This window comes from Anaerolineae bacterium (genome assembly GCA_013178015.1).
GTDB lineage: Bacteria > Chloroflexota > Anaerolineae > DRVO01 > DRVO01 > Ch71.
Genome location: JABLXR010000052.1, coordinates 1 through 26,187 on the forward strand (window position 1 = coordinate 1; position 26,187 = coordinate 26,187).

Genomic DNA, 26,187 nt, shown 5'->3' on the forward strand with positions numbered 1-26,187 from the left:
GAAGGCATGCCGATAGAAACCTTGCCACAGGTGCTGAATGCGCCGGGGGTCCTGGCCCAGGAGGCGTTCGCGCCAGTGCCCGATCTCGGCTGCCACCGCCGGGATGTAGCCTTCCAGCGTAGCCTCTCCCCATCCCACCAACCCCTCGTCCGTGGCCACCTTCACCAGCAGCCACCTGGGCTTCACCGCCACCGTCTCTACTCCTACGATGCGCATGGCTACCTCCTGAGTGCGGGCGCGCGTGAGGGCAACCTCTTGTCCGCTACCAGGCCCCATGCTAACATGCCAGGCATCTGCCCGCGCGTTCATGGTCTGCTGCGGGCTCACACGGGAGAGTGGCGATGCTGCCGGACTTGATCGGGGCCTTGTTCTCCAGCTTGGGTATCATCCTCTTCCTGCTCATCATCGTTCTGACCTCGGCGGTCAAGGTCGTCCAGGAGTACGAGCGTGGGGTCATCTTTCGTCTTGGCCGCCTAGTGGGCGCCAAGGGCCCTGGTCTGTTCTTCATCGTGCCCATCGCCGACCGCATGGTGAAGATAGACCTGCGCGTGGTGACGCTGGATATCCCCTCCCAGGAGGCCATCACCCGCGACAACGTCACCGTGAAGGTCAATGCCGTGGCCTACTTCCGCGTGGTTGACCCCGAAGACGCTGTGACCAAAGTCGAGGACTATCGCCGTGCCACCTGGCAGATCGCCCAGACCACCTTGCGTAGCGTCCTGGGGCAATCGGAGCTGGACGAGCTGCTGGCACACCGGGACGAGATCAACCAGAAGCTGCAGCGGATCATTGACGAGCAGACCGAGCCCTGGGGGATCAAGGTGAGCGTGGTCGAAGTGAAGGACGTGGAACTGCCTCAGTCGCTCCAGCGCGCCATGGCCGCCCAGGCTGAGGCCGAGCGCGAGCGGCGAGCCAAGATCATCCACGCCGAGGGCGAGTTCCAGGCCTCGCAACAACTCTCGGCAGCCGCACGCGTCATGGCCGAGCATCCCGAAGCGATCCAGCTCCGTTATCTGCAGACTCTCACCGAGATCGCGGTGGAGAAGAACAGCACCATCCTGTTCCCTTTGCCCATAGACCTCCTCTCCGCCTTCATGAAGCGACTGGAAAGCCCCACGCCCCGGTTCACTCCTGTGAGCGCTGAAGATGAAGACGACACCACCGGGCTGAGGAGCGTCTAGCTCTGGAGCACGCCGGCTGCCTGCCCCCACCCCTTATGACCTCGGAGCCCGGGTCCTTCGCTCGGGCCACCATCGAGGAACGCAAGCCAGCCATCGTAGCCGAAGTGCTGGCTCTCTCGCCTAAGCGGGAAGTGATTCGGCACGCACTCCAGGCCCTGGTGGAGGAGATACGGCACCTGCCCATCTCGCCCCCACCTCCTGGCGTTCCCCTCCATGCGGAGTGGGTCGCCCATTACGGCCTCTGGGAAGGGAGCACCTGGCTGGAGTTGCCCTGGTACTTCGCCGAGGCCTACTTCTACCTCCGGCTGCTGTCCGCCATCGGCTACTTCGCCGGCCTGCATCCCGATCCCTTTGCCCGGCAGAAGGCGTCGCTGCTGGCCCAGAGCGGACCCGTGGTGGCCTCCATGGCCCGAATCGAGAGGGCCGTCGGCGATCTGCCCCCGGCAGAGGCTTTCACCCTGCTGGCCCGGCGTAGCCTGTGGGGCAACCGCACCGACCTGAGCAACGTGGCCGTGACCGAGCGCCACCGTGGCGATCCAACCCACTCGGATCAGCCACCCCCAGTGGTGGACGATTGCCGATCGGCCTACGAGGATCTGTTGCGGGCACCGGAAGCGGAGGTGGTCTTCCTGTGCGACAACGCCGGCCCGGAGCTAGTGTGCGACCTTCACTTGGCAGCCTGGCTCCTCGATCACGCGGCGGAGCGAGTGGCGCTGGAGGTGAAGCCTCAGCCCTTCTTCGTCTCCGACGCCATGGCCAGAGAGGTAGACGCCACCATCGCCTACCTACAGGGGTGCGACGACCCCGCAGTGCAGGGGGTAGGAGATCGGCTCAAAGATGCTCGAAGCCGGGGCACCCTCTCGGTGCGGGATCACCCGTTCTGGTGCGGGCCCGACCACTACGACTCGCTCCCCCAGGACTTGTGGGATCGGCTGAGCCGGGCGGCCCTGGTCATCTCCAAGGGCGACGTCAACTACCGCCGGTTCCTTCGAGATAGGCACTGGCCCTTCGACACCCCCATCGAGAGGGCACTGCCGCCCTTCCCCGCCCCCGTCTTGCTGCTGCGTACCTTCAAGGGCGAGCTGGCGGCCGGGCTGAGCCGGGAGGCGGTCGAGCAGCTCTCACGTGCCGACCCCGACTGGCTGGTGAGCGGCCGCCAGGGCGTGGCTCAGTACAGGGCCCAGGCTCGGGCAGGTAGGGATGGCGCCACAGCGAGCCGGCCGACTGGCGGTACGTAGCGGCACGGCACCGTCACCTTTGCCCAGCGCTACCCTATCCTATCGCCCTTCGACCTGCGACTGACCGACGTCGTGACCCCACTCCCGGAGCAGAGCCAGTACCTGGCGCGCCGCCTCATCGGCGCCCGCCTCGACCTCCGGACTGAGCTCCACGCCCGGGTCGAGACTGGCCGGCTCCACCCCCACCAGCGCCACCCTGCTGGCCTGCCATCCCCTCAGCTGAGCCAAGGAGAAGACGCTGGGCAATCCCAGGTCGTGAGCAGTGACCCGTTCGGTGGCCCAGGCCGTCGCGTCCTCGCCCTGCAGAATGGTCACCGTGCCCCGGGGCAGGCCGGACCGCAAGCAGTCCACCACCACCAGATGATCGGCCTCCTCGATCGGCCCCAGCAGCTCCAGGCCCAGCGTCCCGCCATCCAGCACCGTCACTCCCGGAACGCCCTCCAGGATGGGCGCCAACCGGGCGACCACGTGCACGCCCACGCCCTCGTCTCCTAGGAGCAGATTGCCCACCCCGAGAACGAGTGCCCTCAGGCTATCCATCAGTGCTGCCGGTGACTGCGGGGCCAGTACTTGTGCCCGTCGAACATGCTGCTCATGGTGCCCAACTCGCCCAGGTTGTCGTCGCGCACCGCCAGATACAGGTGCACGGCGAAGAAGAGGAGCAGCAGCCACAAGGTGGTGTGGTGCCAGAGCCGAACCAGCTGATCGCTCGCCACGCTGAACACCCAACCGAAGAGAGTCCAGAAGATGCTGGTGCGGTTGCCCAGCCCATACAGCGCCCAGCCAGTGACGGTCTCGATCACCAACAGGAGCAGCATTCCCCCGTAGGTGAGCGCCGCCAGGGGGTTGTGCCCCACCCCGTGAGGAGCGTCCCAACGCAGGAAGAGGTAAAACTTGACCTGTTCCACCATAAGCCGCAGCGAGTTCCGGATCTCTTCCCGATTGTAGAAGGGAAACCAGCAGCGCCAGCAACTGTACTCGTTGCCGGCGATGAACCAGTAGAGCCGCACCAGGATAGAGATCGTCAGGGCGATGGCGGCGCCGAAGTGGATCAGTCTCGCCCCGGCCATAATGCCCAGCGCCTGGTCTGCCACCACTGCGGCCTTGGGATCCGCCCCCGATGCGATGAACGGATTCCCGATGTAGTAGCCGGTCACCGCCAGCACCACCATAGCTCCCAGGTGAGTCCAGTGCCAGAACCGCACCGGCCACTCCCACACGTATGCCCTTTCGAAGAGCCGTGCCTCTCTAGCTGCCATGCTCCCACTCCTTCCCCTACACCACTCTCACCCGGGACAGCTCCCGGCGCTCGGCATCCAGCAGGTGGACGGCGCAGGCCAGACAGGGGTCGAACGAGTGCACCGTGCGCAGGATCTCGAGGGGACGATCCGGATCGGCCAGGGGTGTGCCCACCAGGGCCTGCTCGTACGGGCCAGGCTGGCCCTGAGCGTCTCTGGGAGAGGCGTTCCACGTCGTGGGCACCACGCACTGATAGTTGGCGATGCGCCCGTTGCGGATGTGGATCCAGTGGCCCAGAGAGCCTCGAGGCGCCTCGTGTAGGCCGAACCCCACCGCCTCCTCCGGCCAGGTCGCCGGGTCCCATCTCTCACCCGAGTGAATGCGCAGGTCGCCGGCGGCGATGTTGGTGGCGAGCTCGTTCACCCAGGGCTCGAGCTGCTCCGCGATCAGCAATGCCTCGATCCCGCGGGCGGCCGTGCGCCCCAGGGTGGAGAACAGGGCTTCCGGCCCTACCTGCAAGCTCTGCAACACCAGATCCACCAGCTCCCGCACCCGGGGGTGGCCGGCACCATACGCCACCAGCATCCGGGCCAACGGCCCCACTTCGGTGGGAGCATCCTGGTAGCGGGGCGCCTTGACCCAGGAGTACTTCCCGTCCACGTTCAGCAGTTCGTAGGGCGGCTCAGGGCCGGTATAGTTGGGCAGGGTCTCGCCCTGAGCGGGGGGCAGAGGGACATCATCACCATCGGTGTAGGAGTACCAGGCCCGGGAGACGTACTCGCTGATCTGCGCCACATCCACAGGAAGCACCTGAGACAGGTCGCGGTTCTCCACCCTCCCCGCTGGGAGGAAGAAGCCCGGGTCTTCCAGACCATCCCGGGTAGGAAAGTCGCCGTAGCTCAGGTAGTTGCTCACCCCTCCTCCTATGGCCGCCCAGTCCTTGTAGTGGGAGGCCACCAGGAGCAGATCGGGTATGTAGACCCGAGACACGAAGTCCACCGCATCGCGCGCCAGCGACTGCAGGAAGCCGATCCCGCGAGCGTTGAGGGCGTTCTCGCTGTTGGGGTCCACCGGATGAGCCACACCTCCCACCAGAAGCGTCTGAATGTGGGGGTTCTTGGAGCCAATCAGGGCGTGCAGACGGATGAAGCGGCGCTGGAACTCCAAGGCATCCAGGTAGTGGGCCACAGCTAGGAGGTTGGCCTCGGGAGGCAGACGGTAGGCCGGATGCCCCCAGTAGGCGCTGCCCAGGAAGCCGGGCTGTCCGCTATCCACCAACGCCCGAATGCGGTTCTGCACTGCGGCAAAGTGCTCCGCCCCCGACCGAGACCAGTCCGAGATGGACTGGGCCAGCTCCGCCGTGGCGGCCGGATCGGCCTCCAGGGCGCTTCCCACGTCCACCCAATCCAGGGCGTGCAGGATGTAGAAGTGAATGACGTGGTCCTGAACGTTCTGGGCCCCCATGATCAGATTGCGCATCAGCCTGGCGTTGGGCGGGATGGTTATGTCGAGAGCGTTCTCCACCGCCCTAACCGACGCGATGGCGTGCACGGTGGTGCAGACGCCGCAGATGCGCTGGGTGAACAGCCAGGCATCGCGCGGGTCTCGTCCTCGCAGCACGATCTCCATGCCCCGGAACATGGTGCCCGAGGCCCAGGCATCGGTCACCTATCCGTCTTCTACCGCAGCCTCGATGCGAAGGTGCCCCTCTATCCTCGTGACCGGATCCAGCACTAGGCGCTCAGCCACTTGTTCCTCCCCCGGAGCCCTGGGGCCCCTCTTCGCCATCCTGATCCCGCCGTGCGGCCCGCTCTTCCTCGGTCAGGTCCGGGTACGCTGGAGGCATGGGCTCGGCAGCGCCGGACACGACCGGATCCTCTTGGGCGAACCTCCTCCGGCGGGCGCGCTTCCAGGCGGCCGTGCCCAGGGCGTGTGCTCCTATCGCCCCCAGAGCCACAGCGATCAGCCCGGCACCCAACCGATCCACCGTGTCCTCCACCGGCACCAGGGGCACGTCGGGCAGCCGCCGATAGAACGGGGTCATGTCATCCCAGAAGTTGAAGGAAGCGCAGGCGATGCAGCCGTGGCCCGACATCACCGGCCAACTGGTGCCGTCGTTCCACCGGATCACGGGGCAGTTGTAGAAAGCCTGGGGACCCTTGCACCCCATCTTGTAGAGGCACCAGCCGTTGCGATGCCCTTCGTCCCCCCAGTTCTCCACAAACTGGCCGGCATCGAAGTGCGCCCGGCGCTCGCAGTTGTCGTGTATCCGCTTCCCGTGGGCGAACAGCGGCCGGCCCAGGGCGTCGGTGTCAGGGAAGCGGCCGAAGGTGAGGTAGTGCACAATGGTGGCGGCGAAGACCTGGCCATTGTGCGGGCAGCCGGTGAGGTTGATGATGGGCTTGTCGGAGATGATCTGGTAGACGGGACGGGCTCCAGTAGGGTTGGGGCGAGAGGCCGGCCATCCGCCCCAGGAGGCGCATGCCCCGGTGCAGATGATCCCGGCAGCGTTGGCCGCCGTCTGTCTCAGGATCTGCTCGCTGGTGCGGCCAGCCACCGTGCAGTAGTAGGCATTGGCACCGGTGGGAACCGACCCTTCCTGCACCACCAGGTAGCGGCCGGCGTAGCGTTCCAGGGCCGCCTCCAGCCGGGCCTCGGCATGGTGCCCGGCGTCGGCCATGATGGTGCCCATGTACTCCATGGATATGACATTGAGCAGGATGTCGGAGATGTCGGGGTCGCTGGCACGCAGCACGCTCTCGTCGTCCCCGGTGCACTCCTGCCCGTGCAGCCATACCACGGGTAGGCGCTCAGCGGCGCTCAGCGTCTCGGCGATCTGGGCAGCGCTCTCGGAAGGCAAGGCCAGAGCGGCGGCCATCGCGGTGCAGAAGCGGAGGAAATCTCGGCGGGATACCGACAGAGCCGCCAGGGCTCCTGAGATGGTATGATCGTCCTGCATCAGTGCAACTCCTTTGCCAACACCGAGCTAACAGCCAATCCGACCGGCAGTATAGCACTGGCGGTGGAAGTGTAAAGGCAAGCGGCAATCAGAACCCCCCGCGCGATCGGTCTTCCCGACCGCGCGAGGGGTTGCCGAGGGAGCTCTCAGTCCCTGAAGAACGCCTATTCCGCCGAAGAGGCGGCGCTTGAGGCCGTCGCCTCTCCCGTTTCCTCCCGGATCAACTCCTCGTACCAGCGAGCGTGATGGCGCCTGATGTAGTCCTCCGATACCCAGCCCGACAGCACGCCGTCTATCGCCCCTCGCATCAAGGGATGCATGACGGACAGCACGAAGTGCACCATGAACATGGCGGTCATGGCGATGGTGGTCCAGTCGTGCAGGATGACCGAAGCCTGGAGCACCGTGGCGGGAAGGTACTGCTTGCCGAACCACATCGCCAGTCCCGTCACTCCAAAGAGGGGCAGGCTGGCCACCACCAGGCAGTAGAAGAGCTTCTGCCCCGTGTTGAACCTGCCCTGGGGCGGCATCAGGTCTTCACGGCCCAGGAAGTAGTAAGCCACAGCCGCTCGCGCCCAGCCTATGTCCCTGCGAGACCAGCTGAATATCTCCCTGGCCGTAAGCCCGATGCCTTCGGGGTCCAGCACGGCGTAGATCAGCGGCACCAGCCCGAAGACTATCGCCCCCACCCGGTGAATCAGGCGGGTCAGCGCTCCGGCTTCACCGGCAGCATACGGGCTGAGCACAGGGACGACCAGCACCAGGCCCGTGAGGAGCAAGACAAAGAAAGCACTGGTGTGCACCCAGTGAACCACCCGTTCGCCCGGGCTGAAGACCATGATCTGGTCGCGGGCCCGAGGCCGCTTGGCCGCCGTAGCCTCAGTGGCCGGCTCCAGGCACAAGCGGTCCAGGAACCAGCGGACTGAGCGGGGGCTGGGGGCTCTCTGCTCAGTCATGTGCCACCTCCTCCGCCCTTATCCGGCGCCGGGCGATGAAGAAGTTCACGGCCAGGCCCAAGGCGGCCGCCCCCACCGCGATGCCGCCCAGAGGCCGGGTGACTCTGCGCCAGAGGTAGAGCATGGGAGGCATACGGGGCTCCGCCGGCAGGCCGTAGACCTCGGGATCATCGGTGAGCACATACATGACTCCCAGGCCCCCGAGGATGTCTTGCCCATACAGCGACGCCTGAGCGAAACCGGCCTTGGTCAGCTCCCCCACTCTGGCCGACCCGACGGCAACCAGGTTCTCCCGATCGCCAAACCGGATCGCTCCGCTGGGACAGGTCTTGGCACAGGCGGGGAGTTCACCGTTGTGAACCCGGTCCTGACAGAAGGTGCATTTCGACATCTTGCCGCTGCCGCTCAGGGTGTCCACCCTCAAGCGCGGCACGTTGAAAGGGCAGAACATGGCGCAGTAGCCGCAGCCTGTGCACCTGCTAGCGTCGAGCCTGACGAAACCTCTCCCGTCGTGGAACAGTGCACCGGTGGGGCAAGCAGCCACACAAGCCGCTTCCGTGCAATGCATGCAACGCCAGGGATACGTGAGCCAGTCTACCCGATCAGCCCTCTCAACCTCTCGGAACCTGACCAGGGTGAGCGTATCTGCAGAAAGGTCAGGAGGGTTCTGGTAGGTTCCGCCGTTACGGGTGTCCTCCGCTGGGAGGTCGTTCCACTGCTTACAGGCCACCTGACAGGCCCGGCAACCGAGGCATTTGGAGGCATCTACCAGCATCGCTGTCTTCATCGCCGTCGCAGTCCTCCAGGTCGAGTGCCATTCCGACCGCCGCTCAGGTTCTGAAGCCGGGGAGCCGCTAGTGGCCGGCTCCGTCCGTACGCTTGTAGCGAGCCGCGCCCAGGTCACATTGGCGCCAAGACACGGGCAGGATGGCCTGTCTCAGGCTGAGGGCTTTGGTCAGCCAGCGGGTCACACTCAGACAGCGCCCACACTCCTGACCGCCCACCGCCCAAGGCTGTCAAACCGGCCCTAGCCTGCCCGTGTCCGGAAGATGCGCCTGTCGTGACCGTGTCATCAGCGGGTGGCAGCCTCCCCACGCCTCACCGGAGCAACCTCGGCAGAGCTAGGCGGCGCGATGCGAATCCGCCGTACGAGAAGCGCAAGGGCACGGGCCCCGCTCATCACCAACAGCAGCGCCCCGGCGCCACCGAGCACCATGCCCATCACGATCAGCCAACCGATCAGAGCCTCTGCAAAGTGCGGCATCTAAGACCTCCTCGTCAGTCGTCATCTTGATCCCTTCACGCACCATCCTACACGCCGGCCATCGACGTGGTAGAGCCACCATGCGGGTTCTGGGAACCCTCCCTTGGCCCGTTTGCAGCCTGCGCCTGCGGGCACAATGACCGACGGCAGATAGGCACAAATGCCTACGGCGCCGGGCCGACCACCGGTCATTTGGCCTAGTAGCATGGCGTTAGGCCTCTCTTTCGCAGCCCCAACCGCTGAGCTATCATCATCCTCAATGGGACAGCCCGATTCGAACGAGAGAGGAACAATGCCCAAGGTCCGGATTCTGCTGGCTGAGGACCACACCCTGGTCCGCGCTGGCACTCGTGAGATCCTGGAGCGCGAACCGGATCTCGCGGTGGTGGGCGAGGCTGGGGACGGGCAGCAAGCGGTAGCTCTGGCCGAGAGCCTCCAGCCTGACGTGGCGGTGGTGGACATCTCCATGCCCGGCCTAGATGGAGTTGAGGCTACTAAGCAGATCAAGCAGAAATGCCCCTCTACGGCGGTGCTGATACTCACCGCCTACGACGACGACGAGTACGTCTTCGCCCTCCTCGAGGCCGGGGCCGAGGGCTATCTACTGAAGACCGCTCGCCCTCCCGAGCTCGTAGACGCCATCCGCGCCGTCCACTCTGGCCAGTCGGTGCTGCACCCCCGAGTGGCCCGAAAGGTGGTAGACCGCTACGTGTCTCCCCGCCCTAAGCCTCCGGGCCAGGAACAGCTCAGCGAACGGGAACTGGAAGTCCTCAAGCTGGCCGCCAAAGGCCTGACCAACAAGGAGATAGCTTCCCAGCTCTACCTGAGTGTGCGGACCGTACAGGGTCACATGGGGAACATACTGGCGAAGATGGGGGTTTCCTCGCGCACCGAGGCGGTGATGCGCGCTCTCCGAGAGCGCCTGTTCACTCTAGATGACCTGTTCTAGGTCCAGACAGGTAGGGCCGGACCTACGCTCCGGTCAGGCGATCGCAACTTCGGCCTTTCGGCGGCCAGCCCGGTCAGCTATCGGCAGGCGCGTCGGGGGTCTGGTCACCAACGGCCACGTGTGGGTGATCCTGCTCAGTCTCGGCTTTGTCGGTGGGCTGCACTACCTCGGCCTGGAGCGGAACCACGTGCTGAACCTGGCGCTCCCTCGCCTGCCCGCTCCCCTGACGCGACACTCTCTGGAGAGAGTGCTGCTTGTCTTCCCCGCCATCTACGCCAGCTACACCCTCGGAATCCGGGCCGGTATGCTCACGTTGTTGCTAGCAGTGGCGCTGATGCTGCCTCGGGCGCTGTTCATCTCCGCCCATCCCGTAGACGCCACCCTAGAGACAGCCGTGGTGGCCGTGGTGGCCGGAGCGGTCATGTGGCTCACCGAGGTACAGGAGCGCGAAAGGCGATTGAGAGAGAGGACCCTGGCCGAGTTGGAGACGCTGCATGCCATCTCCGATGCTGCCGTCCAATCGCTGCAACTCGGGGAGATCGTAAGTGGTGCGCTGCAGCGGATTGCTTCGCTGACGGGGGCCGAGGCGGCATGGGTGTACCTGCTGGACGATGCCGACGGGCAGCTGCGCCTGGCCGGCCAGCATGGGCCGCCGGAAGGCCTACCGCCCAACGCAGGCTCTCACGCGCTCGGCACCGAGCTCAGCCGAGAGGCGCTGGCCTCGGGCGAGCCAATAGTAGTGGATGACATCTCCGCACAGGCCCACCTCGCCCCCATGCCCGGGGAAGAGATGTGGGTGCGCGGTTTCCTGGCCGTACCCCTGGCCGCCAGAGGCAGGAGCACCGGCACCCTCTGCGTCGCTACGGCTGTCCCTAGACGTTTCACTCCCGACGAGGTGAGGTTGCTCGCCACCATCGCCAACCACCTGGGAGTGATCATCGAGAACGCCCGCCTCTACGAGGGAGCGCGCCAGTCGGCCGACGACATGCAGTACTACGTCCGCCAGGTAACCCGGGCCCAGGAGGATGAACGGCTCCGCATCGCTCGGGAGCTGCACGATGAGACCGTTCAGGCCCTCATCCTCCTTTCTCATCGCCTAGATGCCTTGGCCGCCGACGCCGACCACATGCCCGGTGCCGCCGCCGAGCGGATCGAGGAGTTGCACGAGCTGACCGAGCACATCATTCAGGGCGTGCGTCGGTTCACTCGCGACCTCAGGCCGCCCACCCTAGACCACCTCGGTCTCCTTCCCGCCCTACAGGGACTGGTGGCCGATCTGCAAGGAGAGACCGACATCGAATCGAGCGTCGAAGTCGTGGGCGAGCAGAGACGGCTGGCTCCAGAAGTGGAATTGGTGCTCTTCCGGATCGTTCAGGAGGCCTTATCCAACGCCCGGCGCCATTCGGGCGCCTCTCATGTATCGGTTCTGGTGGAGTTCCACCATGATCGGGTCACGGTCACAGTGAAGGACGACGGCAAGGGGTTCCATGTGCCGCCCCGGCTTGGCGACCTAGCCTCAGGGGGCAAGCTCGGCCTCATGGGGATGCACGAGAGAGCCCGGCTCCTGGGCGGAACGCTAGAGGTGCACTCCGCCCCCGGTGCGGGCACCTCAATCACGGCCAGCGTTCCCGCCTAGGGACTCACGTCCTGCCGGGCGTGTGGGTGCCGGGGGCTGGAGAGATCGGGGAGAGCCGCATGTTCGCGGAGGCTTCGGCCACGAGCGTCTCGGCCAGCTTCAGATCGTCGGGCGTGTTGACGTTAAAGAACGAAAGCGCCCTGGGATCCATCGCTCGCCAGTCCGGCTCCGTCAGGCGCCGAACTCGAAGGCAATCGTACATGGCGATGACTCGGCGCTGCCCTCGAGCTAGAGCCGCTTCGGCCCCCGGAAGGCAGGTGGAACGGTACAGCGCCAGAAGAGGCTCGCACTCGCCCCCCTTCACCGGAACCGCAGCATCATACCCTGCGCCCGTCTCCAGGAGGGCTGCCAGCAACGCCGGCTGAATGAGAGGCATATCGCATCCGACCACCAGCACGTTGGCGGCGCTCGCTCTTAGCGCGCTGTAGACACCACCCAAGGGCCCAGCGTCCTTCCACAGATCGGGGGTGTAGCCCACGCCGAGTTCGTCGGCCAAGGCCCGGTCCCCTCCCACCAGCCAGACCTCCTCGACCACCTGCCGCAACGCCCAGACGGGCCAGGCGGCCAGAGGACGTCCTCCCAACCTCAGGGACGCTTTGTCGGCCCCCATGCGCTGGCTACGCCCGCCCGCCAGCACGGCGCCCACTACTCGATCGCACCCGCCTGGCGAAGGTGAGGCTTCCTGAGGCATCTAGTTCAGCCCTCCTGAGATGCGCACCAGCCGGCGTGGTATCCGGCCTTCTCTGCAGCCAGATCGAGCGGCACCAGGCGCACCCGCTCGAACAGCACTGAGCTGGGGGCGGCGCGCTCCCGCAAGTCCACCGTCTTGAGGTAGGCCCGGCAGCGATCGCACACGTACAGACGATCGCTCGCCTCGAAGCCCGGGAAGTACTGACTGCTCGGCTCATCGGAGGCGCAGTAGGGGCAACCCATGCGACGGTAGGGCCATCGCGTCGAGCAACGGGCACAGACGAGCTGCCTTTGGCCCGTCTCCTGGGCGAGGAAAGCCAGGTCAGGCCAGCCGCCACACATGGGGCAGTAAGCCCGGTTCCAGTGGGTGAGGTCAACTCGATCGGCGTGAAACTCCGCCGCCCTCTCCAGCCAGGGCATCAGCGCGTAGGCAGCCACGATCCTAGCAACCGAGCTGTTGGCACCGCCATCGCCCGCCGGCGGGAGGCGACTCTCAAACCACTTCCTGGCCTCAGCCATCCAGTCGATCGGCCCATCGGTCGCCGGCCGCTCAGACGCGGAGCGTTCCATAATGATGGGCCCGATTCGGCTCGCCAGCTTCGCCAGTGTCTGTGCCTCAACTCCTAGGCCATCAAACGTGAGCAGGGGTTCCCCATGCTTCAGGCGCGCCAGGTCCACGGCGGGATAGGAAGCGCGCGCCCATTCGGATTCGACAGCCAGCTGGACCTGACGCAGAGACCGGTGCAGACTGAACACCGAGCCAAGGTGTGGGTAGAGCTTCCCGCCTTCTTCCAGGGCACGCAGCGTCCGATCGGGCCCTTCTCCCATAGCCAGACTCACCCATCCTTCCCTGCTGCTGCGATCGGATCTACCAGACGACGCGGAGACGGGGAGAGGGGGAGACGCGGAGATGCGGGAATCGAACCCCTCGTCTCCGTGTCTCCCCTTCTCCGTGGCGTCCCTACACCTGGCCGCCGATCACCACGACCATGCGCAGGACCAGCCCTCCGAGAAGGACGCAGAGGGTAGAGGCGATCATCAGCGGAGCCATCATCTTTCTGGCGGAGTAGAGCTCCAGCCCGAAGGGAACCAGAAGCCCCACCACCACCACCCCGCCCCAGAACCAGGGACTGAGGGAGCCAGTGACCAGCACAACGGAGGGCACGGTGAGGAGAAAGCCCGCCAGAGCTATCACCTCCAGGACCGCCAGCGTGGCTGCCGCCCGGCCGAACACGTGGGGGATGTCCCGCCCCCGCAGCGCCTCAACCAGCAGAAGAAGAGCCGTTCCCGTGGCCACGGCCGAGATCACGAAGAGAGCAGGCAAAAGCAGCGCCCCGGCCCACAAGGGCTGGTTGGTGGCGCTGAGCAGCACTCCGGTGTACGCGATAAGCAACACCGACAGCCCCGCCATGACCCAGCTCAGGATACCAGCCACGGGGGCCAGCGGCTGCAGCCACCCCAGTATCCCCCGACCTTCGGAGCTCTCCGCCGCCCACAGGACCGCCATCACCACACCGATGGCGATGAAGAGGAAGAGGATCCAGCTCCCCATAGACATGGGCGAGCCCGGGTAGAAGGGTATGTTGGGGGGGAAGCCCCTGAGCGAGGCGACCCCCACGCCAGGGACCACCTCCCAGGCGTTGGCTCTGAAGCTCAGGAAGAGATGCCAGGCTCGCAGCGGCTTGCCCAGGTCATACACCAGGAGCAGGGTCCCCAGGATCACCAGCGGGACCCCTACGTACGTAGCCCGCCGCACCAGGTCACGGCGGCGGTAGCCGAACACGTTGACGAGAAAGGCGGCGAGGTAGGCTCCCCCCGCTATCCCGGCCACCCAGAGGTACACCGCGGTCTGCCATTCCCAGGTCATTGCCTCTCGCTCCCCTCGGAGATCTCCTCCGCCACCGCCGCCCGGCGCCGGAACAGCATCCAGAACGGAAGTACGGCCACTACTCCGGCCGCCACCAGACCACTAAGCCACTGACCGAGCACATTGGCCGTGGCGTACCGCGGGTTCTCCGGCAGTCCGTAGGCCGCCGGCCCCTCCTGCAGGACATACAGCACGTGCAGCCCGCCGAGCTCATTCTCGCCGTAGAGCACGGCATTGGGATGGCCGTCCGCCCGCAGAGCATCTACCCTGGCCTTGCCCAGGTTCACCACCTCCTCGCGCTCTCCGAAGTGATAGGCTCCCGACGGGCAGGTCTTCACGCACGCGGGCAGCTGCCCGTTAGGTACCCGGTCCATGCAGAGGGTGCACTTGCGGGCAGTGGTCTTGCCGTGGCCGTCAGTGAGAGAGTGCGGCACCCCGAAGGGGCAGGCCTGCACGCAGTAGCCGCACCCGATGCACTGATTCTGGTCGATGACGACGAACTCGCCTTCGTGGTGCGCTGCTCCGGTGGGGCACACCGAGACGCAGCTCGCCAGGGTACAGTGGAGACACTGCTGAGGCAGAAACAGCCACTTGACTGCCCCTTCTTCTTCCACCTCGTGAAACGAGATCACCTTCCATGTGGTGGCGGACAGCGCCTGAGGGTTTTGGTAGCTCCCCAGGTTGCGCGTCTCCCCGCCCTCCAGGTCATTCCACTGCTTGCAGGCCACCTGGCACCCCTTGCAGGCAGTGCACAACGATGTATCACAGAGAATCGCCTTGCCCATCATCGGCCCCCAATGCGCTGAACGTCTACCAGGAACGCCTTGTACTCGGGGATCATGGTATTGCCGTCCCCTACATGAGGAGTGATGTCGTTGGCGCTATCGCCCGTGGCCAGCCCGCGCCATCCGTAGTGCCAGGGTATGCCTATCTGATGCACCACCTTGCCGTCCACCGTGAAGGGCTTGAAACGCGCCGTCACCACAGCTACCGCCTCGATCCGGCCCCGCGCGGAAGTGACGGCCACCCGGTCTCCGTTGGCGATTCCCTTCTCCGCCGCCAGCTCCTTGCTCATCTCCACGAATGGCTCAGGCTGCGTCTCCGCCAGCCAGGGGAGCCAGCGCGACATACCGCCGGCCTGCCAGTGCTCCACCAGCCGGTAGGTGGTCGCCACGATGGGATACTGGTCCGGTGTGCCGATGTTGTCCCCGATAGCCTCGCCCCGCAGGCTGTCCCACACTTTCACCACTGGGTTGATCTGCTGCGACGACATGGCGTTAGACACAGGAGACTCGACCGGCTCGTAGTGCTCGGGCAGCGGTCCCTCATTCAGGGCGCTGAACAGCCCGCCGCGGCCGTCCGGCCTCATAATGAAAGCATCGGTGCCTCCCGGCCCATCCGGAGCCTTGGTGGCGCCGAAGTCGGGCACATCATACCCCGTCCACTTCTCCCCATCCCACCAGATCAGGGCCTTGTCCTCCGCCCAGGGCTTCCCACTGGCGTCGGCCGAGCAGCGGTTGTAGAGGATGTGCCGGTTCGCCGGCCACACCCAGGCCCAGTAAGGATAGGTCCCGAGACCGCCCGGATCTTGGGTCCCCCGCCGCTTGCAGGAGGGTAGGGTGTTGCCTTCGCCGTCGTCGCGCGGGTAGTAGTACCCGGCGTAGATCCAGCAGCCGCAGGCAGTAGTGCCGTCGTCGCGCAGCTGGCCAAAGCCACTCAGCAGCTGACCTGCCTCTCCCACGGCCTTCCCATCCTCGACCACATCCGCAGCCCAGTAACCGTTGACCTCCTCGGCGATGCGCTCCGGGTCCACCGGATCGCCGTAGTCCCACTTGAGATTGAGGATGGGGTCGGGGAAGGCACCCTGTTCGCGCTCGTAGAGGGCGCGGACTTCCCGGTAGACGCGGTCAATGATCCACGCGTCCGACCGGGCCTCGCCAGGAGCAGCAGCTACCTGCTCCCGCCACTGGATCAGCCGGCCGCTGGTGGAGATACTGCCGGCCTTCTCCATGGCGTCAGCAGCGGGGAGCACGAACACCTCGGTCTGCACATCGGCCGGGTTCATGTCCGGCCCTCGCCAGAAGGAGCAGGTCTCGGTGTCGAAGATCTCCTGGACCACCATCCAGTCGAGGTTCGCCAGAGCTTTGCGCTCCAGCCTGGCGTTCGGCCCAGAGACTGCCGGGTTCATACCCAGTATCCAAAGCCCTCGGATTACGCCCGCCAGCATGGCCTCGAACAGCGCTATCCAGGAGTAGTTGCCGCTCACCTTGGGCAGGTACCCGTAGGCGAAATTGCTCTCCGGCGTAGCGTTGTCTCCCCACCACGCCTTCAGCAGGCTGACGAAGAACTTGGGTGTGTTCTGCCAGTACCCGCTCCCGGCGGCTTTGACCCGGTTGGCCAAGTAGTCTTCCAGGGTCTGCTCGGCGGCATTGGGCGTGGCCATGTAGGCCGGCAGGACGTGATACAGGAGGCCCATGTCGGTCGAGCCCTGCACGTTGGACTCACCTCGAAGTGCGTTCACTCCGCCCCCGGGTAAGCCTATGTTGCCCAGCAGCAGCTGCAGAATGGCCATAGAGCGCACGTTCTGGGAGCCCACGGTGTGGTGAGTCTGGCCCATGGCGTACAGAATGGCGGCCGATTTCCCCGGAGCAGCGGTGGCGAGTACCGTCTCCGCCACCTTGAGGAACTTGTCCCGGGGCGTACCGCAGATGCGCTCCACCATCTCCGGGGTGTAGCGGGCGTAGTGACGCTTCAGGATCTGGAAGACGCAGTTCGGGTCCTCGAGTGTCGGGTCCTTCAGCGGCTGCCCGTCTTCTCCCACCTGGTAACTCCAAGTGGATCGGTCGTAGCTCATCGTCTCGCTGTTGAACCCGCTGAACAGGCCGTCCAGGTCAGCAGCGTCCTTGTAGTCCGGATGGATCAGGAACGAGGCGTTGGTGTAGTTCAGCACGTACTCGTGGTTGATGGACCCGGTCTCCAAGGCGTAATTGATCAGACCCCCCAGGAACGCGATGTCAGTGCCCGAACGTATGGGGGCATACACGTGCGCCTTGGCTGCGGTGCGGGTGATCCTCGGATCCACTACCACTAGCTTGGCACCACGATTCTCGATGGCCTCGTTGATCCAGGTCATCGAGGCGGGGTGGTTCTCCGCAGGATTGGCTCCGATCACGAACAGGCAATCACTGTTCTTGAGATCTATCCAGTGATTGGTCATGGCCCCGCGGCCATATGTGGCGGCCAGACCGGCCACCGTGGCGGAGTGTCAAATACGAGCCTGGTGCTCGACGTACACCAGGCCCAAAGCCCTCGCCACCTTCGAGGCGAGGTAGCACTCCTCGTTGTTGTTGGCGGCGCCACCCACGAAAGCGATACCCCGGGTCCGGTTGACCGTGTTGTCCCCGTCCTTCTCCTCGAACGTAGCGTCTCGCGTGGCCTTGATGCGCTGGGCCACCCGGGGCAGGATCTCGTCCCATTCCATCTCCTGCCACTCGGTCGCTCCAGGAGCCCGGTAGAGGGGCTTCTTCAGCCGGTGCGGGCTCTGCGACAACTGGGTCACCGAGATGGACTTGGGGTCCAGCGCCCCGCGGTTGGTGATGTGATCGGGGTCACCCTCGGTGTTGATGATGTGCCCACTGGTGTCGGTGGCAACGATCAGCCCGCAGCCCACGGAGCAGTAGGGGCAGATAGTGCGCGCCTCGCCCACGGGCTTGTGGAGTGGAAGGGTAAGCCTGTCCTCCGCCAGGGCGAAGCCCCCCGGCAGCAGGAGACCGCCAGCACTCGCCACCGATAGCTTCAGGAACCGCCGTCTCGTCAGGTCCATAAGGGCGTCTACCTCCTCCCGGTCGCGGCTCGAGCCGCGTTCCTTATAGGGGCTTGTGGCGACGAGATCATGCCGCCAAGCCCAGTCGGGTAACACCGCAATGGATAATCGGGGTCCCGACGCCGGATCCCGCTCCGGCGCCCCGTGGTGGTATGCTAGGCTAGGTTATCTTCAGCCTCCGGTGCTAGTCGTCCTCCCAGTAGCGCCCATACAGCTCCGCCAACCTCATCATGGCGCCGTGCTCCCCTCGGGAGTGCCGTCGTTCATGGTTCCCGCTTCGTGCCCTGCCATCTTGTCGAAGTCCTGCAGGCGCTGCACCATGACCTGCTCGAGCGTCCCCTCACGCCGGAGAACAGAGGAGGAACCCGACCCCGAGTTACCAGTCTGGGCCCTTCCGTCGAATCAATGCCAGATCCGCATCGGATCTCGAGTTGGCGTGGCGCCGATCCGATTCCTTGAGCAATTCGATCATGTGTCTGGCATCACTATCGCTGAAGAAGTTGCGGTTGTCAAGCCCGGGAGTGCTGAAATGCTCGTACCAAGCTGGTTCACCCTCGAGATGGAACTTCAGCTCCCATCAGTCAGCTCTCCCCGCCCCAATGCCACTGGCTAAGTGGCGCGGCCGGCGCGCCATTCCGCCAAACGAGAGGCCAGATCCAGAGCTGCCAACAAGCTCCCTTCATCGGCCCGCCCGGTCCCGGCGATGTCGAAAGCCGTCCCATGATCCACCGAAGTGCGCACGACGGGCAGGCCCAGGGTCACGTTGACTCCCTGGCTGAACCCCAGCATCTTCACTGCAATGTGCCCCTGATCGTGGTACATGGCTACCACCGCGTCGAAGTCCCCTCGCGAGGCCCGCCAGAACACGGTGTCAGGAGGCTCCGGGCCCCGGGCGTCTATACCCTCCCCGACAAGCGCCTCCACCGCCGGCCGGATGTGACGTTGCTCCTCGTCGCCGAACAAGCCACCCTCTCCTGCGTGCGGGTTCAGCCCTGCCACGGCCAGACGGGGCTGGGCATACCCCAGCCCCCGGAGGGCATCCACCGTAAGGCGAGCTACCCGCTGTATGCGCTCGCTCCGCACGCGGGCGATGGCCTGCTCCAAGGAGCAGTGAGTGCTAACGTGGGATACCCGTAGGGAGGGAGTGGCCAGAAGCATAGCTACGTCCCGAGCCCCCAGGAGGTGCGCCAGAATCTCGGTGTGTCCGGCGTAATGATGCCCGGCTGCGTTCACAGCCGCCTTGTTGATGGGCGCGGTGACCAGGCCTACTCCCTCGCCGCGGCGACAGCGGGCCACCGCATCCTCTATGTAGCGGTAGGAGGCCTCGCCGCAGAGTGGGTCCATCCGCCCGGGGGGGCAACCCTCCAGGTCGGGAAGGGCCAGGTCCACCAGCTCCACCTCGCCCGGCTCGAGCTCCTCGTCGGTCATCGGCTGGTAGTCCCGGAACACCAGCTGGACCCCCACCCACCGGGCCGCCCTCTCCAGCACTGCCCGGCTGCCCACCGTCACCAGCCGCGCCACACTGCCTCCGCGCAGCCGGGCCAGCGCTTTGCACACCACCTCTGGACCGACCCCGGCAGGGTCGCCCATGGTCACGAAAAGAGTCGGCCGCTGCATGGCTCCTCCTCGCTCGCCTGGGTCACGGCTTCTCTCCCTCGCAGAACAACCGTAGCAGGACGTCTTCCTCGCCGAAGCCGCCCGCCTTGCTGATCACCTGCAGTCGGCGCCCGCCATCCGCTTCTGCCCACGACAACACCAGCCCGGGAGCGACTTCGCTCTCTGGACTCAGCTCTTCCACATCCAGGGCCTTTAGTACGGCTAGCAGCGTCTGCCCCCCAGTGACGAAGATGCCCCGAGCGTCCAGCTCCTGGACGGCCTGGCTTGCCGCCTGGGCCAGCGCGTCCTGCAAGAAGCCTGCCTCGTCCCCCAGCAGCCTCTCCGGAGGAGCCATCAACGCCACCAATCCAGTGCGGCTATAGGCTTCGCGCAGGGAAAGCGGCAGCGACGCGCTGACCCCAGGACCCACCGTCCAGGCCTCTATGCCCACTTCCCGAGTCAGCCGCATCACCTGCCGTCGGCTGGCCGGATGAGCGCTCCCGCACACAAGCACGTAACCCCGGTGTATGCCCGCCGGCTCGCCCACCCGATGGCAGAACCCCATCTCCCGGGCCAGGGCGCCCGCCAAGCCGGCAGACCCCACCGGCAACCACTCGCGACGCAGCAAGAGCGCACGGGCCAGCTCCGTCAGGTCCGCATCCGTCTCCGCGTCGGCCACTGCCGACCCGTCGCTCCGATCCAAGGCCTCGGCGATGGCGTCGGCGCCTCCCCTGACCTGAGCCAGAGTCAGATGGCCTGGTCGCCTGCCTGTCTGCGCCGCCACAACGAGCGACACACCGCTCTCTCGTACCGGCCAGGATGGGTCGGCGCCGAACTGGGTCTCGGCCACCGGTACCCCTTCGAGCAGCAGTCTGCCTTCGATCACCGTCCGTCCGGCACTGGGGAAGGCGGGGGCGTAAAGGGCTCCCTTCATGCGCTTGGCCCGCACCAGGGCGCAAGCTTCGGCCGCAAACGGACCCCGCAGGGTGGAATCCATCTTCTTGTACAGCAACCCCTGGACCAGCGGCACCCACGCCGACAGGGCCGCCGTCGCCTCCTGCGGGGCAAGATCGCGGGTCTCGGTGTCAAGAGCCAGGACGTCTCCGGCGGCCGCCCGCGGGCGCCAGACGACGCTTACTCGTCGCCCGGTCCCGGCGAACTTCACTACTGTGTCCAGGGCGCCCGTCAGGTCGTCGGCCATCACCGTCACAGCGGGCAAGTTGCGCTCCTCGTCGCCCAGCAACGATAGCGCCTCTGCTGGTGCGCGTGCTCGTCCGGACTGGGCTCTGAGCATTATACGTGGGCGCCTCCCCGCATGAAAGGTACCTCTGCAGTACCAATATACCATTGAGATCGCTCAGCAGTTGCCGATTAACCCCCATCACCGCCGACTGGGCACGCCGCCCGTCGAGGGGAATGGGGGGCATGTCGCAGCAGACAATTACGCACCGCGCCTTCGTCTGGGTGCTAGTAGCCGTCTGCGCCCTCTTCGCTCCCGCCCTTACCGCCCTCCTGGCGGCGGCCGACTCTCGGCACCATGACGCGACAACAGCCGTCTTCCTTCTCGCCCCCGAGGGGGAATATGACCGGCTGACAGAGGCCCTAGCACTCGCCGGCGCGCGCGTCCTACACGAGTTCCCCCCTGATGCCGTAATTACCCGAATGGAAGCGCCACTGGCGGAGGAGGTCGCTTCCGAAGGATGGGCCCTGTATAGCACCTCGGAGGACGTGCCTGCGGCGCTGCTGGCCTCCCTGCGCCCAGGAGCTCGCCGAGCCGCCGAGGTCTGGGCTGCTCTGCGGACCTCGCCTCGCCCGCCCGATCGTGCCGACCTCCCAGCACCGCCCGGCGACGCCCGGCCGGCGCCGGATCTGGGGCAGATTGCCTCTCAGGCTCTCGACCCCTCCCTCTACCAGCAAAGCGAGTACCTCGTCGGAAGAGTGGCGGTGAACGTGGTTCTGATAGAGAGCGACGGTTCCATGGATCCTAGCACAGAGAACTGGACCGCAGAGCGCCAGCAGCTTGTGTTCCAGCAGGTGGTACAGGCGACCAGTTGGTGGCAAGCCCTCGAACCGAGGGCGGAGCTGCAGTTCGTCTATCAGGACCACTGGTCGAAGCCTGTCAGGGTATCCTATGAACCCATTGCCCGGCCTCACTATGAGGACCGTCTCTGGATCTCTCAGGCAATGGAGAGACTAGGCTTCAAGCACTCCTCCTACATCACCGCGGTGCGCCTCCTCAACCGCGCCACCCGAGAGCGCTACAACGCCGATTGGGTCTTCACCATCTTCGTGGTGGACAGCCTGAACGACTTCGACAACCGCTTCGCCGACTACTACTTCGCCTATGCCTACATCCACGGGCCTTACATGGTCGTCACATACGGAAACAACGGCTATGGGCCCGAGCACATGGCCGCCGTCGTAGCGCACGAAATGGGGCATCTCTTCGGTGCCCTGGATGAGTACGCCGCAGCCAACGTGCCCGCAACGGCGCAGTCGGGCTACCTGGGGGTAGAGAACGGCAACGCGGAAGTCGGTGGCGTGACCGACATGGGCTGCATCATGCGAGGCGGCATCACCCCCTACTTGCTGCAGCAACTCTGTCCTTTCACCGCCGGCCAGGTGGGTTGGCGCGACCTCGACGGTGATGGCGTCCTGGATCCGGTAGACACGACGGTGCAGGTTCAGGCTGATGCCTCGGTGGGGAGAGAAGGCGTACGGCTGAGCGGCTCCGCCGTGGACGTGCCCTACCCCAGCCCTCTGCGGCCTCCCTTCAGCATCAATCGCATCTCGGAAGCGGTGTACCGGGTGAACGGCGGCGTCTGGCGCCCGCTGCCTCCCGCCGATGGGGCCTATGATTCCGGCGACGAGGTGCTCGATCACCTGCTACCACCTGCTCCCCCAGGCTCCTGGACCATAGACGTCAGAGCCGAGAACACTCAGTCCATCCGAGCCACTACCTCCAGCTCCTTCCACGGGGACAGCGGTCCCGATCCCCTGCCCGATGTCGCCATTGAGGCGGCCGTGTCTGTCGCCGACCGGGAGGCCCAAGCCACCGTCACCGGGGTGGCCACCGCCCCGGAGGGGGCCGGGCCGGTGGTGGCAGTGGAATGGAGGCTAGATGAAGGGCCGTGGGTCGGTGTTCCAGCTGCAGACGGCGAGTTCGACAGCCCCGTCGAAGAATTCACCGCTACCCTGGCCGGGCTCAGCGGCGCAACCCATGCGCTCCGAGTCCGGGCGGCTGCCCAGAACCCATGGGTGGGCTGCCGGGAGTGGCAGCAAGCCGTCACCATTGCGGCCGTGCCGGAGGAGACGCCGCCTCCCGTCACTTCGGACTTCTTCGTCTACATGCCCGTTCTCGCCTCTGCCAGTCCCTGACTCCTGTGGCAGGCACCAGATGCGAATGCTATACTTGAGTCGCTCACCCGCGCCTGCAATCACTGCATTAGCCTGGTGCACTGACCGCCTTCCCTTCCCTGCCGTGCATCCTAGGGGCTCGCCGCTCTCGCAGTTTGCGTGTGAAGGTTGGGCACTCCGCCACCGGGGCAGGCAACCGCGCCCGTCCGCCCCATCTCCGGCCAGGCTGAGGCCTGCCGGCGACATGGCCTGGTTCCCAGCCAGCGCAGGACCTGGCATGCACACACGCCGAGCAGCCGCGTTCGGTACTCAGGAGGACATATGGTCGCCAGTGGCCCTGTCGAGCTCAACACCGCCACATTCGACCAGCTCTGCTCGGTCCCAGGAGTAGGGCCGGCGCTGGCCCGGAAGGTCATCGAGTTCCGCCAGCGTCGGGGACGGCTTGCCGACCTGAATGAGCTGCTGCAGGTGGAGGGCATCACTCCCGGTCTGCTCGATCGGCTGCGCCCACACCTGACGGTTGCCCCTCTCTCGCCCACCCTGCCCTGCGACGCCGCGCCGGCTTCACTGGAGCCGGCTTCTGAGCCGGAGCCGCCTGGCCCCGCGCAGGAAGACCTCTCCATGGACCAGGATACCGAGGAGCCGGCCACATCTGTTCCCGAGCTCCATCCGTCAGCAACGCCGCCGGAGACCACGGGCCAGGACAGCCGGCGCGCGGAGCTTGAGGAGCGCGCCAGGCGGGAAGAAGCCCAGCCTGTCCCTGAGGCCGAACCTCTCGCCCCGCCCAGGATCGAGCCGCTTTTCGATGACGAGGAGGAATGGCCGCGCAGCTATGGCGGGGTGAGCTCCGCCATCCTCTTCGGCGAGGCCGACCCGACCGCCGAAGGCAGCGGAGCACCGCCCCAGAGCCGCAGCTCAGCTACATATCTCGGCCTGGGCCGCCTGCTCCTCCTGGTGTTGCTGAGCGGTATCTTGGGGGCGGTGCTCAGCCTGGCCTCCCTCCTCACCCTCAACAACACCCTCTACTACGTGTCGCGCGACCAACTGGAGCGCGATTTCACTGGCCGGCTGGACGCCCTCGAGGGTGAAGCCGAGGCCCTCAGCGCCAGGCTGGAGCTAACGGCTGCCAGGCTAGGGAACGTCGAGGTCCAGATCCAGGAAGTCAGCGGGGCACTGCACGACCTGGACAGTGACCTCGCGGACCTCGGCGTGCGGGTGGCGGAGGTGGAGGGCTTGCGGGACCAGGTGGAGGAAACCATGTCCCAGGTGCAGGCCTTGACGGAAGACATTGGCGCCTTGAGAACGGACCTCGACCAGGTCAGCGCCACCGCCGATCGCTTCGGCGCCTTTCTGGATGCACTGCGCGGCGCCCTCGACCAGACCGCGCGCTGACGCGAAGGAGAGGGGGTGACGCGGAGACGCAGAGAGGGGGAGACAGGCGGATGTGCGTCAGGTCGTCCTACGTGTGCAGGAAGCTCTCGCCCGAACAGGATGAGTCTCGTCTCCGCATCTCCCTGTCTCCCCGTCTCCCCCTCTCCCCCTCTCCCCTCCCGTTTGCCCCTGCCCTGCCGGTCCGGTAGAATAAGTCGTTGCGCCGTTCAATGAACGGCGCTTCTTGGAGTTTGGGTTGTGTTCGAGAGTCTGACCGAAAAGCTGCAAGAGACCTTCGACAAGCTGCAGCGGCGCGGGGTGGTCACCGAGGCCGACGTCAATGCCGCCATGCGCGACGTGCGTCTGGCCTTGCTCGAAGCGGACGTCAACTACCGCGTCGTGCGGGACCTGGTGGGCCGCGTCAAGGAGCGTGCCGTCGGCGCCGAGGTTGCCAAGAGCTTGAGCCCCGCCCAGCAGGTAGTGAAGATCGTTCACGAGGAGCTGATCAAGACCCTCGGCGAGAGCGCACCGCTCGACCTGGGTGGGCCGGCGCCACACGTGATCATGCTGGCCGGCCTGCAGGGCTCAGGCAAGACCACGACAGCCGCCAAGCTGGCCGTGCGTCTGCGGGGCGAGGGGCACAAGCCCCTTCTGGTGGCGGCGGATGTCTATCGCCCGGCGGCGGTGCAGCAGTTGGTCGTTCTGGGCCAGCAAGTAGGCGTTCCCGTCTACACCGGCACTGCCGGTGAAGCTCCGGTCAAGATCGCCCGCGATGCCCTGGCCGAGGCTCGACGCAAAGGCAACTCCGTGGTGATTCTGGACACCGCCGGGCGCCTCCACATAGATGAGCGGATGATGGAAGAGCTCAAGGCTGTGCGCGCCGCCACCGAGCCCAGCGAGGTGCTTCTGGTGGCAGATGCCATGACAGGCCAGGACGCGGTGAAGGTGGCGGAGGAGTTCCACAGCGCCGTCCCCCTGACCGGGCTGATCCTGACCAAGATGGACGGCGACGCCCGCGGAGGCGCGGCCATCTCAGTGAGGGAGGTCACCGGCGTCCCCATCAAGTTCCTGGGCACCGGCGAGCGCACCGATGCCCTCGAGCCCTTCCACCCGGACCGGCTGGCTTCGCGCATTCTGGGCATGGGCGACCTTCTCTCGCTCATCGAGAAGGCGGAGCGGAGCTTCGACCGCGAGCGCGCCGCCGAGATGGAGCAGAAACTCCGAACCGCGTCCTTCAACCTAGAGGATTTCCAGGAGCAGCTTCATCAGCTCAAGAGAATGGGGCCGCTGACCCAGATTCTCGAGATGCTTCCAGGGTTCGGAGCCATCAGCCAGCAGTTGGCCACTGAAGATACCGATCGCGAGATGCGCCGAGTCGAGGCTATCATCAGCAGCATGACTCGGGAGGAACGGCGCAACCCGCAGATCATCGACGGCAGCCGGAAGCGGCGCATCGCTCGAGGGAGCGGCACCTCGGTGCAGGACGTGAACGCTCTGCTGCAGCAGTTCCGTCAGGCTCAGAAGATGATGAAGCTCTTCACTCGCAGCCGTTCCCGGGGCATTATGTCGCTCTTCCGCTAGAGTCGGCTGCCCTGAGCCAGACTCCACAGGGTGTCGCCGGTGTACCTCCGATGAGACAAAGGAGAGGGGTAGTTACATGCTGAGAATTCGGTTGCGCCGGGTCGGCGCCAAAGGCAGGCCCGCCTATCGCATCGTCGTCGCCGACAGCCGCTCGCCGCGGGATGGCCGATTCGTCGAGGTCATAGGCTACTACAACCCGCTCACCGACCCGCCTGTCATCGAGGTGCAGGAGGAGCGCCTCGAGTACTGGCAGAGTCAGGGAGCACAGTGCAGCGAGACGGTGAATCGCCTCTTGGTCACCCGTCAGGGTCTGCGGCAAGCGGAGCCTACAGCCGAGGCGGCGGAGCCCGAGTCCCAGGCTCAGCCAGAACCTGCAGCCGCTGAGGACCAGGCCCAGGTAGAGACCGAGGCCGAACCAGCCGGGCCGACGCCGGTCGAGCCGGAGGAGGCCCCGCGGCCCGAGGCATCCTAAGCCGCCCG

Annotated in this window: 22 protein-coding genes and 1 pseudogene; 8 read left to right on the forward strand and 15 right to left on the reverse strand. The window is 65.9% G+C overall.

Translation table 11 applies throughout. From position 1 onward, the window contains the following. Nucleotides 1-216, reverse strand: a 216-nt coding sequence (locus HPY83_16590) for a galactonate dehydratase (GenBank protein ID NPV09564.1), incomplete at its 3' end; no start/stop codon positions are given. Nucleotides 217-341: 125 nt separating this feature from the next. Here HPY83_16590 and HPY83_16595 point away from each other — a divergent pair. Next, nucleotides 342-1,181 carry a slipin family protein gene (locus HPY83_16595; protein ID NPV09565.1) on the forward strand — a complete coding sequence of 280 codons (840 nt, stop codon included), beginning with the start codon at nucleotides 342-344 and terminating at the stop codon, nucleotides 1,179-1,181. A gap of 35 nt (nucleotides 1,182-1,216) precedes the next feature. Next, nucleotides 1,217-2,419 (forward strand): protein-glutamate O-methyltransferase family protein, encoded by a 1,203-nt coding sequence (locus HPY83_16600; protein ID NPV09566.1) that lies wholly within the window; start codon nucleotides 1,217-1,219, stop codon nucleotides 2,417-2,419. A 39-nt stretch (nucleotides 2,420-2,458) separates the two neighbouring features. On the opposite strand, the gene HPY83_16605 is transcribed toward HPY83_16600, so the two are convergent. The 7 genes and pseudogenes from HPY83_16605 to HPY83_16635 all read right to left on the reverse strand — a co-directional run bounded on the left by HPY83_16605 (nucleotide 2,459) and on the right by HPY83_16635 (nucleotide 8,837). Beyond that, entirely contained in the window at nucleotides 2,459-2,959 is a 501-nt protein-coding gene (locus tag HPY83_16605; GenBank protein NPV09567.1) for a hydrogenase maturation protease, read from the reverse strand. After that, a complete protein-coding gene (gene cybH / locus HPY83_16610) occupies nucleotides 2,959-3,678 on the reverse strand; it encodes a Ni/Fe-hydrogenase, b-type cytochrome subunit (GenBank protein NPV09568.1) in 720 nt (239 codons plus the stop codon). The genes HPY83_16605 and cybH overlap by 1 nt, the downstream gene beginning before the upstream one ends. 16 nt (nucleotides 3,679-3,694) lie before the next feature. Next, nucleotides 3,695-5,446, reverse strand: a pseudogene (locus HPY83_16615) (nickel-dependent hydrogenase large subunit). Continuing rightward, nucleotides 5,400-6,617 (reverse strand): hydrogenase small subunit, encoded by a 1,218-nt coding sequence (locus HPY83_16620; protein NPV09569.1) that lies wholly within the window; start codon nucleotides 6,615-6,617, stop codon nucleotides 5,400-5,402. The pseudogene HPY83_16615 and the gene HPY83_16620 overlap by 47 nt, the downstream one beginning before the upstream one ends. 164 nt (nucleotides 6,618-6,781) lie before the next feature. Next, nucleotides 6,782-7,573 carry a hypothetical protein gene (locus HPY83_16625; GenBank protein NPV09570.1) on the reverse strand — a complete coding sequence of 264 codons (792 nt, stop codon included), beginning with the start codon at nucleotides 7,571-7,573 and terminating at the stop codon, nucleotides 6,782-6,784. After that, nucleotides 7,566-8,360, reverse strand: coding sequence for a 4Fe-4S dicluster domain-containing protein (locus HPY83_16630; GenBank protein NPV09571.1), 795 nt, complete (start codon nucleotides 8,358-8,360; stop codon nucleotides 7,566-7,568). The genes HPY83_16625 and HPY83_16630 overlap by 8 nt, the downstream gene beginning before the upstream one ends. Nucleotides 8,361-8,645: 285 nt before the next feature. Then, nucleotides 8,646-8,837 carry a hypothetical protein gene (locus HPY83_16635; protein NPV09572.1) on the reverse strand — a complete coding sequence of 64 codons (192 nt, stop codon included), beginning with the start codon at nucleotides 8,835-8,837 and terminating at the stop codon, nucleotides 8,646-8,648. A gap of 259 nt (nucleotides 8,838-9,096) precedes the next feature. Between HPY83_16635 and HPY83_16640 the strand changes: the two genes are divergently transcribed. Both HPY83_16640 and HPY83_16645 read left to right on the forward strand, forming a co-directional pair. Continuing rightward, the gene (locus tag HPY83_16640) at nucleotides 9,097-9,786 is read left to right on the forward strand and encodes a response regulator transcription factor (GenBank protein ID NPV09573.1); all 690 of its coding nucleotides are present in this window, start codon (nucleotides 9,097-9,099) and stop codon (nucleotides 9,784-9,786) included. A 124-nt stretch (nucleotides 9,787-9,910) separates the two neighbouring features. Next, a complete protein-coding gene (locus HPY83_16645) occupies nucleotides 9,911-11,422 on the forward strand; it encodes a GAF domain-containing sensor histidine kinase (protein NPV09574.1) in 1,512 nt (503 codons plus the stop codon). 4 nt (nucleotides 11,423-11,426) lie between these two features. On the opposite strand, the gene HPY83_16650 is transcribed toward HPY83_16645, so the two are convergent. The 7 genes from HPY83_16650 to HPY83_16680 form a co-directional block, all read right to left on the reverse strand. Further along, nucleotides 11,427-12,113, reverse strand: a complete 687-nt coding sequence (locus HPY83_16650) for a molybdenum cofactor guanylyltransferase (protein ID NPV09575.1) — start codon at nucleotides 12,111-12,113, stop codon at nucleotides 11,427-11,429. Nucleotides 12,114-12,118: 5 nt separating this feature from the next. Then, on the reverse strand, nucleotides 12,119-12,952 hold the full coding sequence (locus tag HPY83_16655; protein NPV09576.1) for a formate dehydrogenase accessory protein FdhE: 834 nt from the start codon (nucleotides 12,950-12,952) through the stop codon (nucleotides 12,119-12,121). A gap of 121 nt (nucleotides 12,953-13,073) precedes the next feature. Then, nucleotides 13,074-13,979: a polysulfide reductase NrfD gene (nrfD, locus tag HPY83_16660; protein NPV09577.1), complete on the reverse strand. Its 906-nt coding sequence runs from the start codon at nucleotides 13,977-13,979 to the stop codon at nucleotides 13,074-13,076. After that, on the reverse strand, nucleotides 13,976-14,767 hold the full coding sequence (locus tag HPY83_16665; GenBank protein NPV09578.1) for a 4Fe-4S dicluster domain-containing protein: 792 nt from the start codon (nucleotides 14,765-14,767) through the stop codon (nucleotides 13,976-13,978). The genes nrfD and HPY83_16665 overlap by 4 nt, the downstream gene beginning before the upstream one ends. Then, nucleotides 14,764-17,802, reverse strand: coding sequence for a formate dehydrogenase-N subunit alpha (fdnG, locus tag HPY83_16670; GenBank protein NPV09579.1), 3,039 nt, complete (start codon nucleotides 17,800-17,802; stop codon nucleotides 14,764-14,766). The genes HPY83_16665 and fdnG overlap by 4 nt, the downstream gene beginning before the upstream one ends. 609 nt (nucleotides 17,803-18,411) lie before the next feature. Continuing rightward, entirely contained in the window at nucleotides 18,412-19,419 is a 1,008-nt protein-coding gene (pdxA, locus tag HPY83_16675; protein NPV09580.1) for a 4-hydroxythreonine-4-phosphate dehydrogenase PdxA, read from the reverse strand. 22 nt (nucleotides 19,420-19,441) lie between these two features. Further along, nucleotides 19,442-20,692, reverse strand: coding sequence for a hypothetical protein (locus tag HPY83_16680; GenBank protein NPV09581.1), 1,251 nt, complete (start codon nucleotides 20,690-20,692; stop codon nucleotides 19,442-19,444). Nucleotides 20,693-20,823: 131 nt separating this feature from the next. On the opposite strand from HPY83_16680, the gene HPY83_16685 reads away from it, so the two are divergent. The 4 genes from HPY83_16685 (at nucleotide 20,824) to rpsP (ending at nucleotide 26,179) form a co-directional block, all read left to right on the forward strand. Beyond that, a complete protein-coding gene (locus tag HPY83_16685; protein NPV09582.1) occupies nucleotides 20,824-22,776 on the forward strand; it encodes a hypothetical protein in 1,953 nt (650 codons plus the stop codon). A 300-nt stretch (nucleotides 22,777-23,076) separates the two neighbouring features. Next, nucleotides 23,077-24,147, forward strand: a complete 1,071-nt coding sequence (locus HPY83_16690; GenBank protein ID NPV09583.1) for a hypothetical protein — start codon at nucleotides 23,077-23,079, stop codon at nucleotides 24,145-24,147. A gap of 237 nt (nucleotides 24,148-24,384) precedes the next feature. Continuing rightward, nucleotides 24,385-25,707 carry a signal recognition particle protein gene (gene ffh / locus HPY83_16695; GenBank protein NPV09584.1) on the forward strand — a complete coding sequence of 441 codons (1,323 nt, stop codon included), beginning with the start codon at nucleotides 24,385-24,387 and terminating at the stop codon, nucleotides 25,705-25,707. A gap of 76 nt (nucleotides 25,708-25,783) precedes the next feature. Continuing rightward, nucleotides 25,784-26,179: a 30S ribosomal protein S16 gene (gene rpsP, locus HPY83_16700; GenBank protein NPV09585.1), complete on the forward strand. Its 396-nt coding sequence runs from the start codon at nucleotides 25,784-25,786 to the stop codon at nucleotides 26,177-26,179. Nucleotides 26,180-26,187 lie beyond the last annotated feature (8 nt).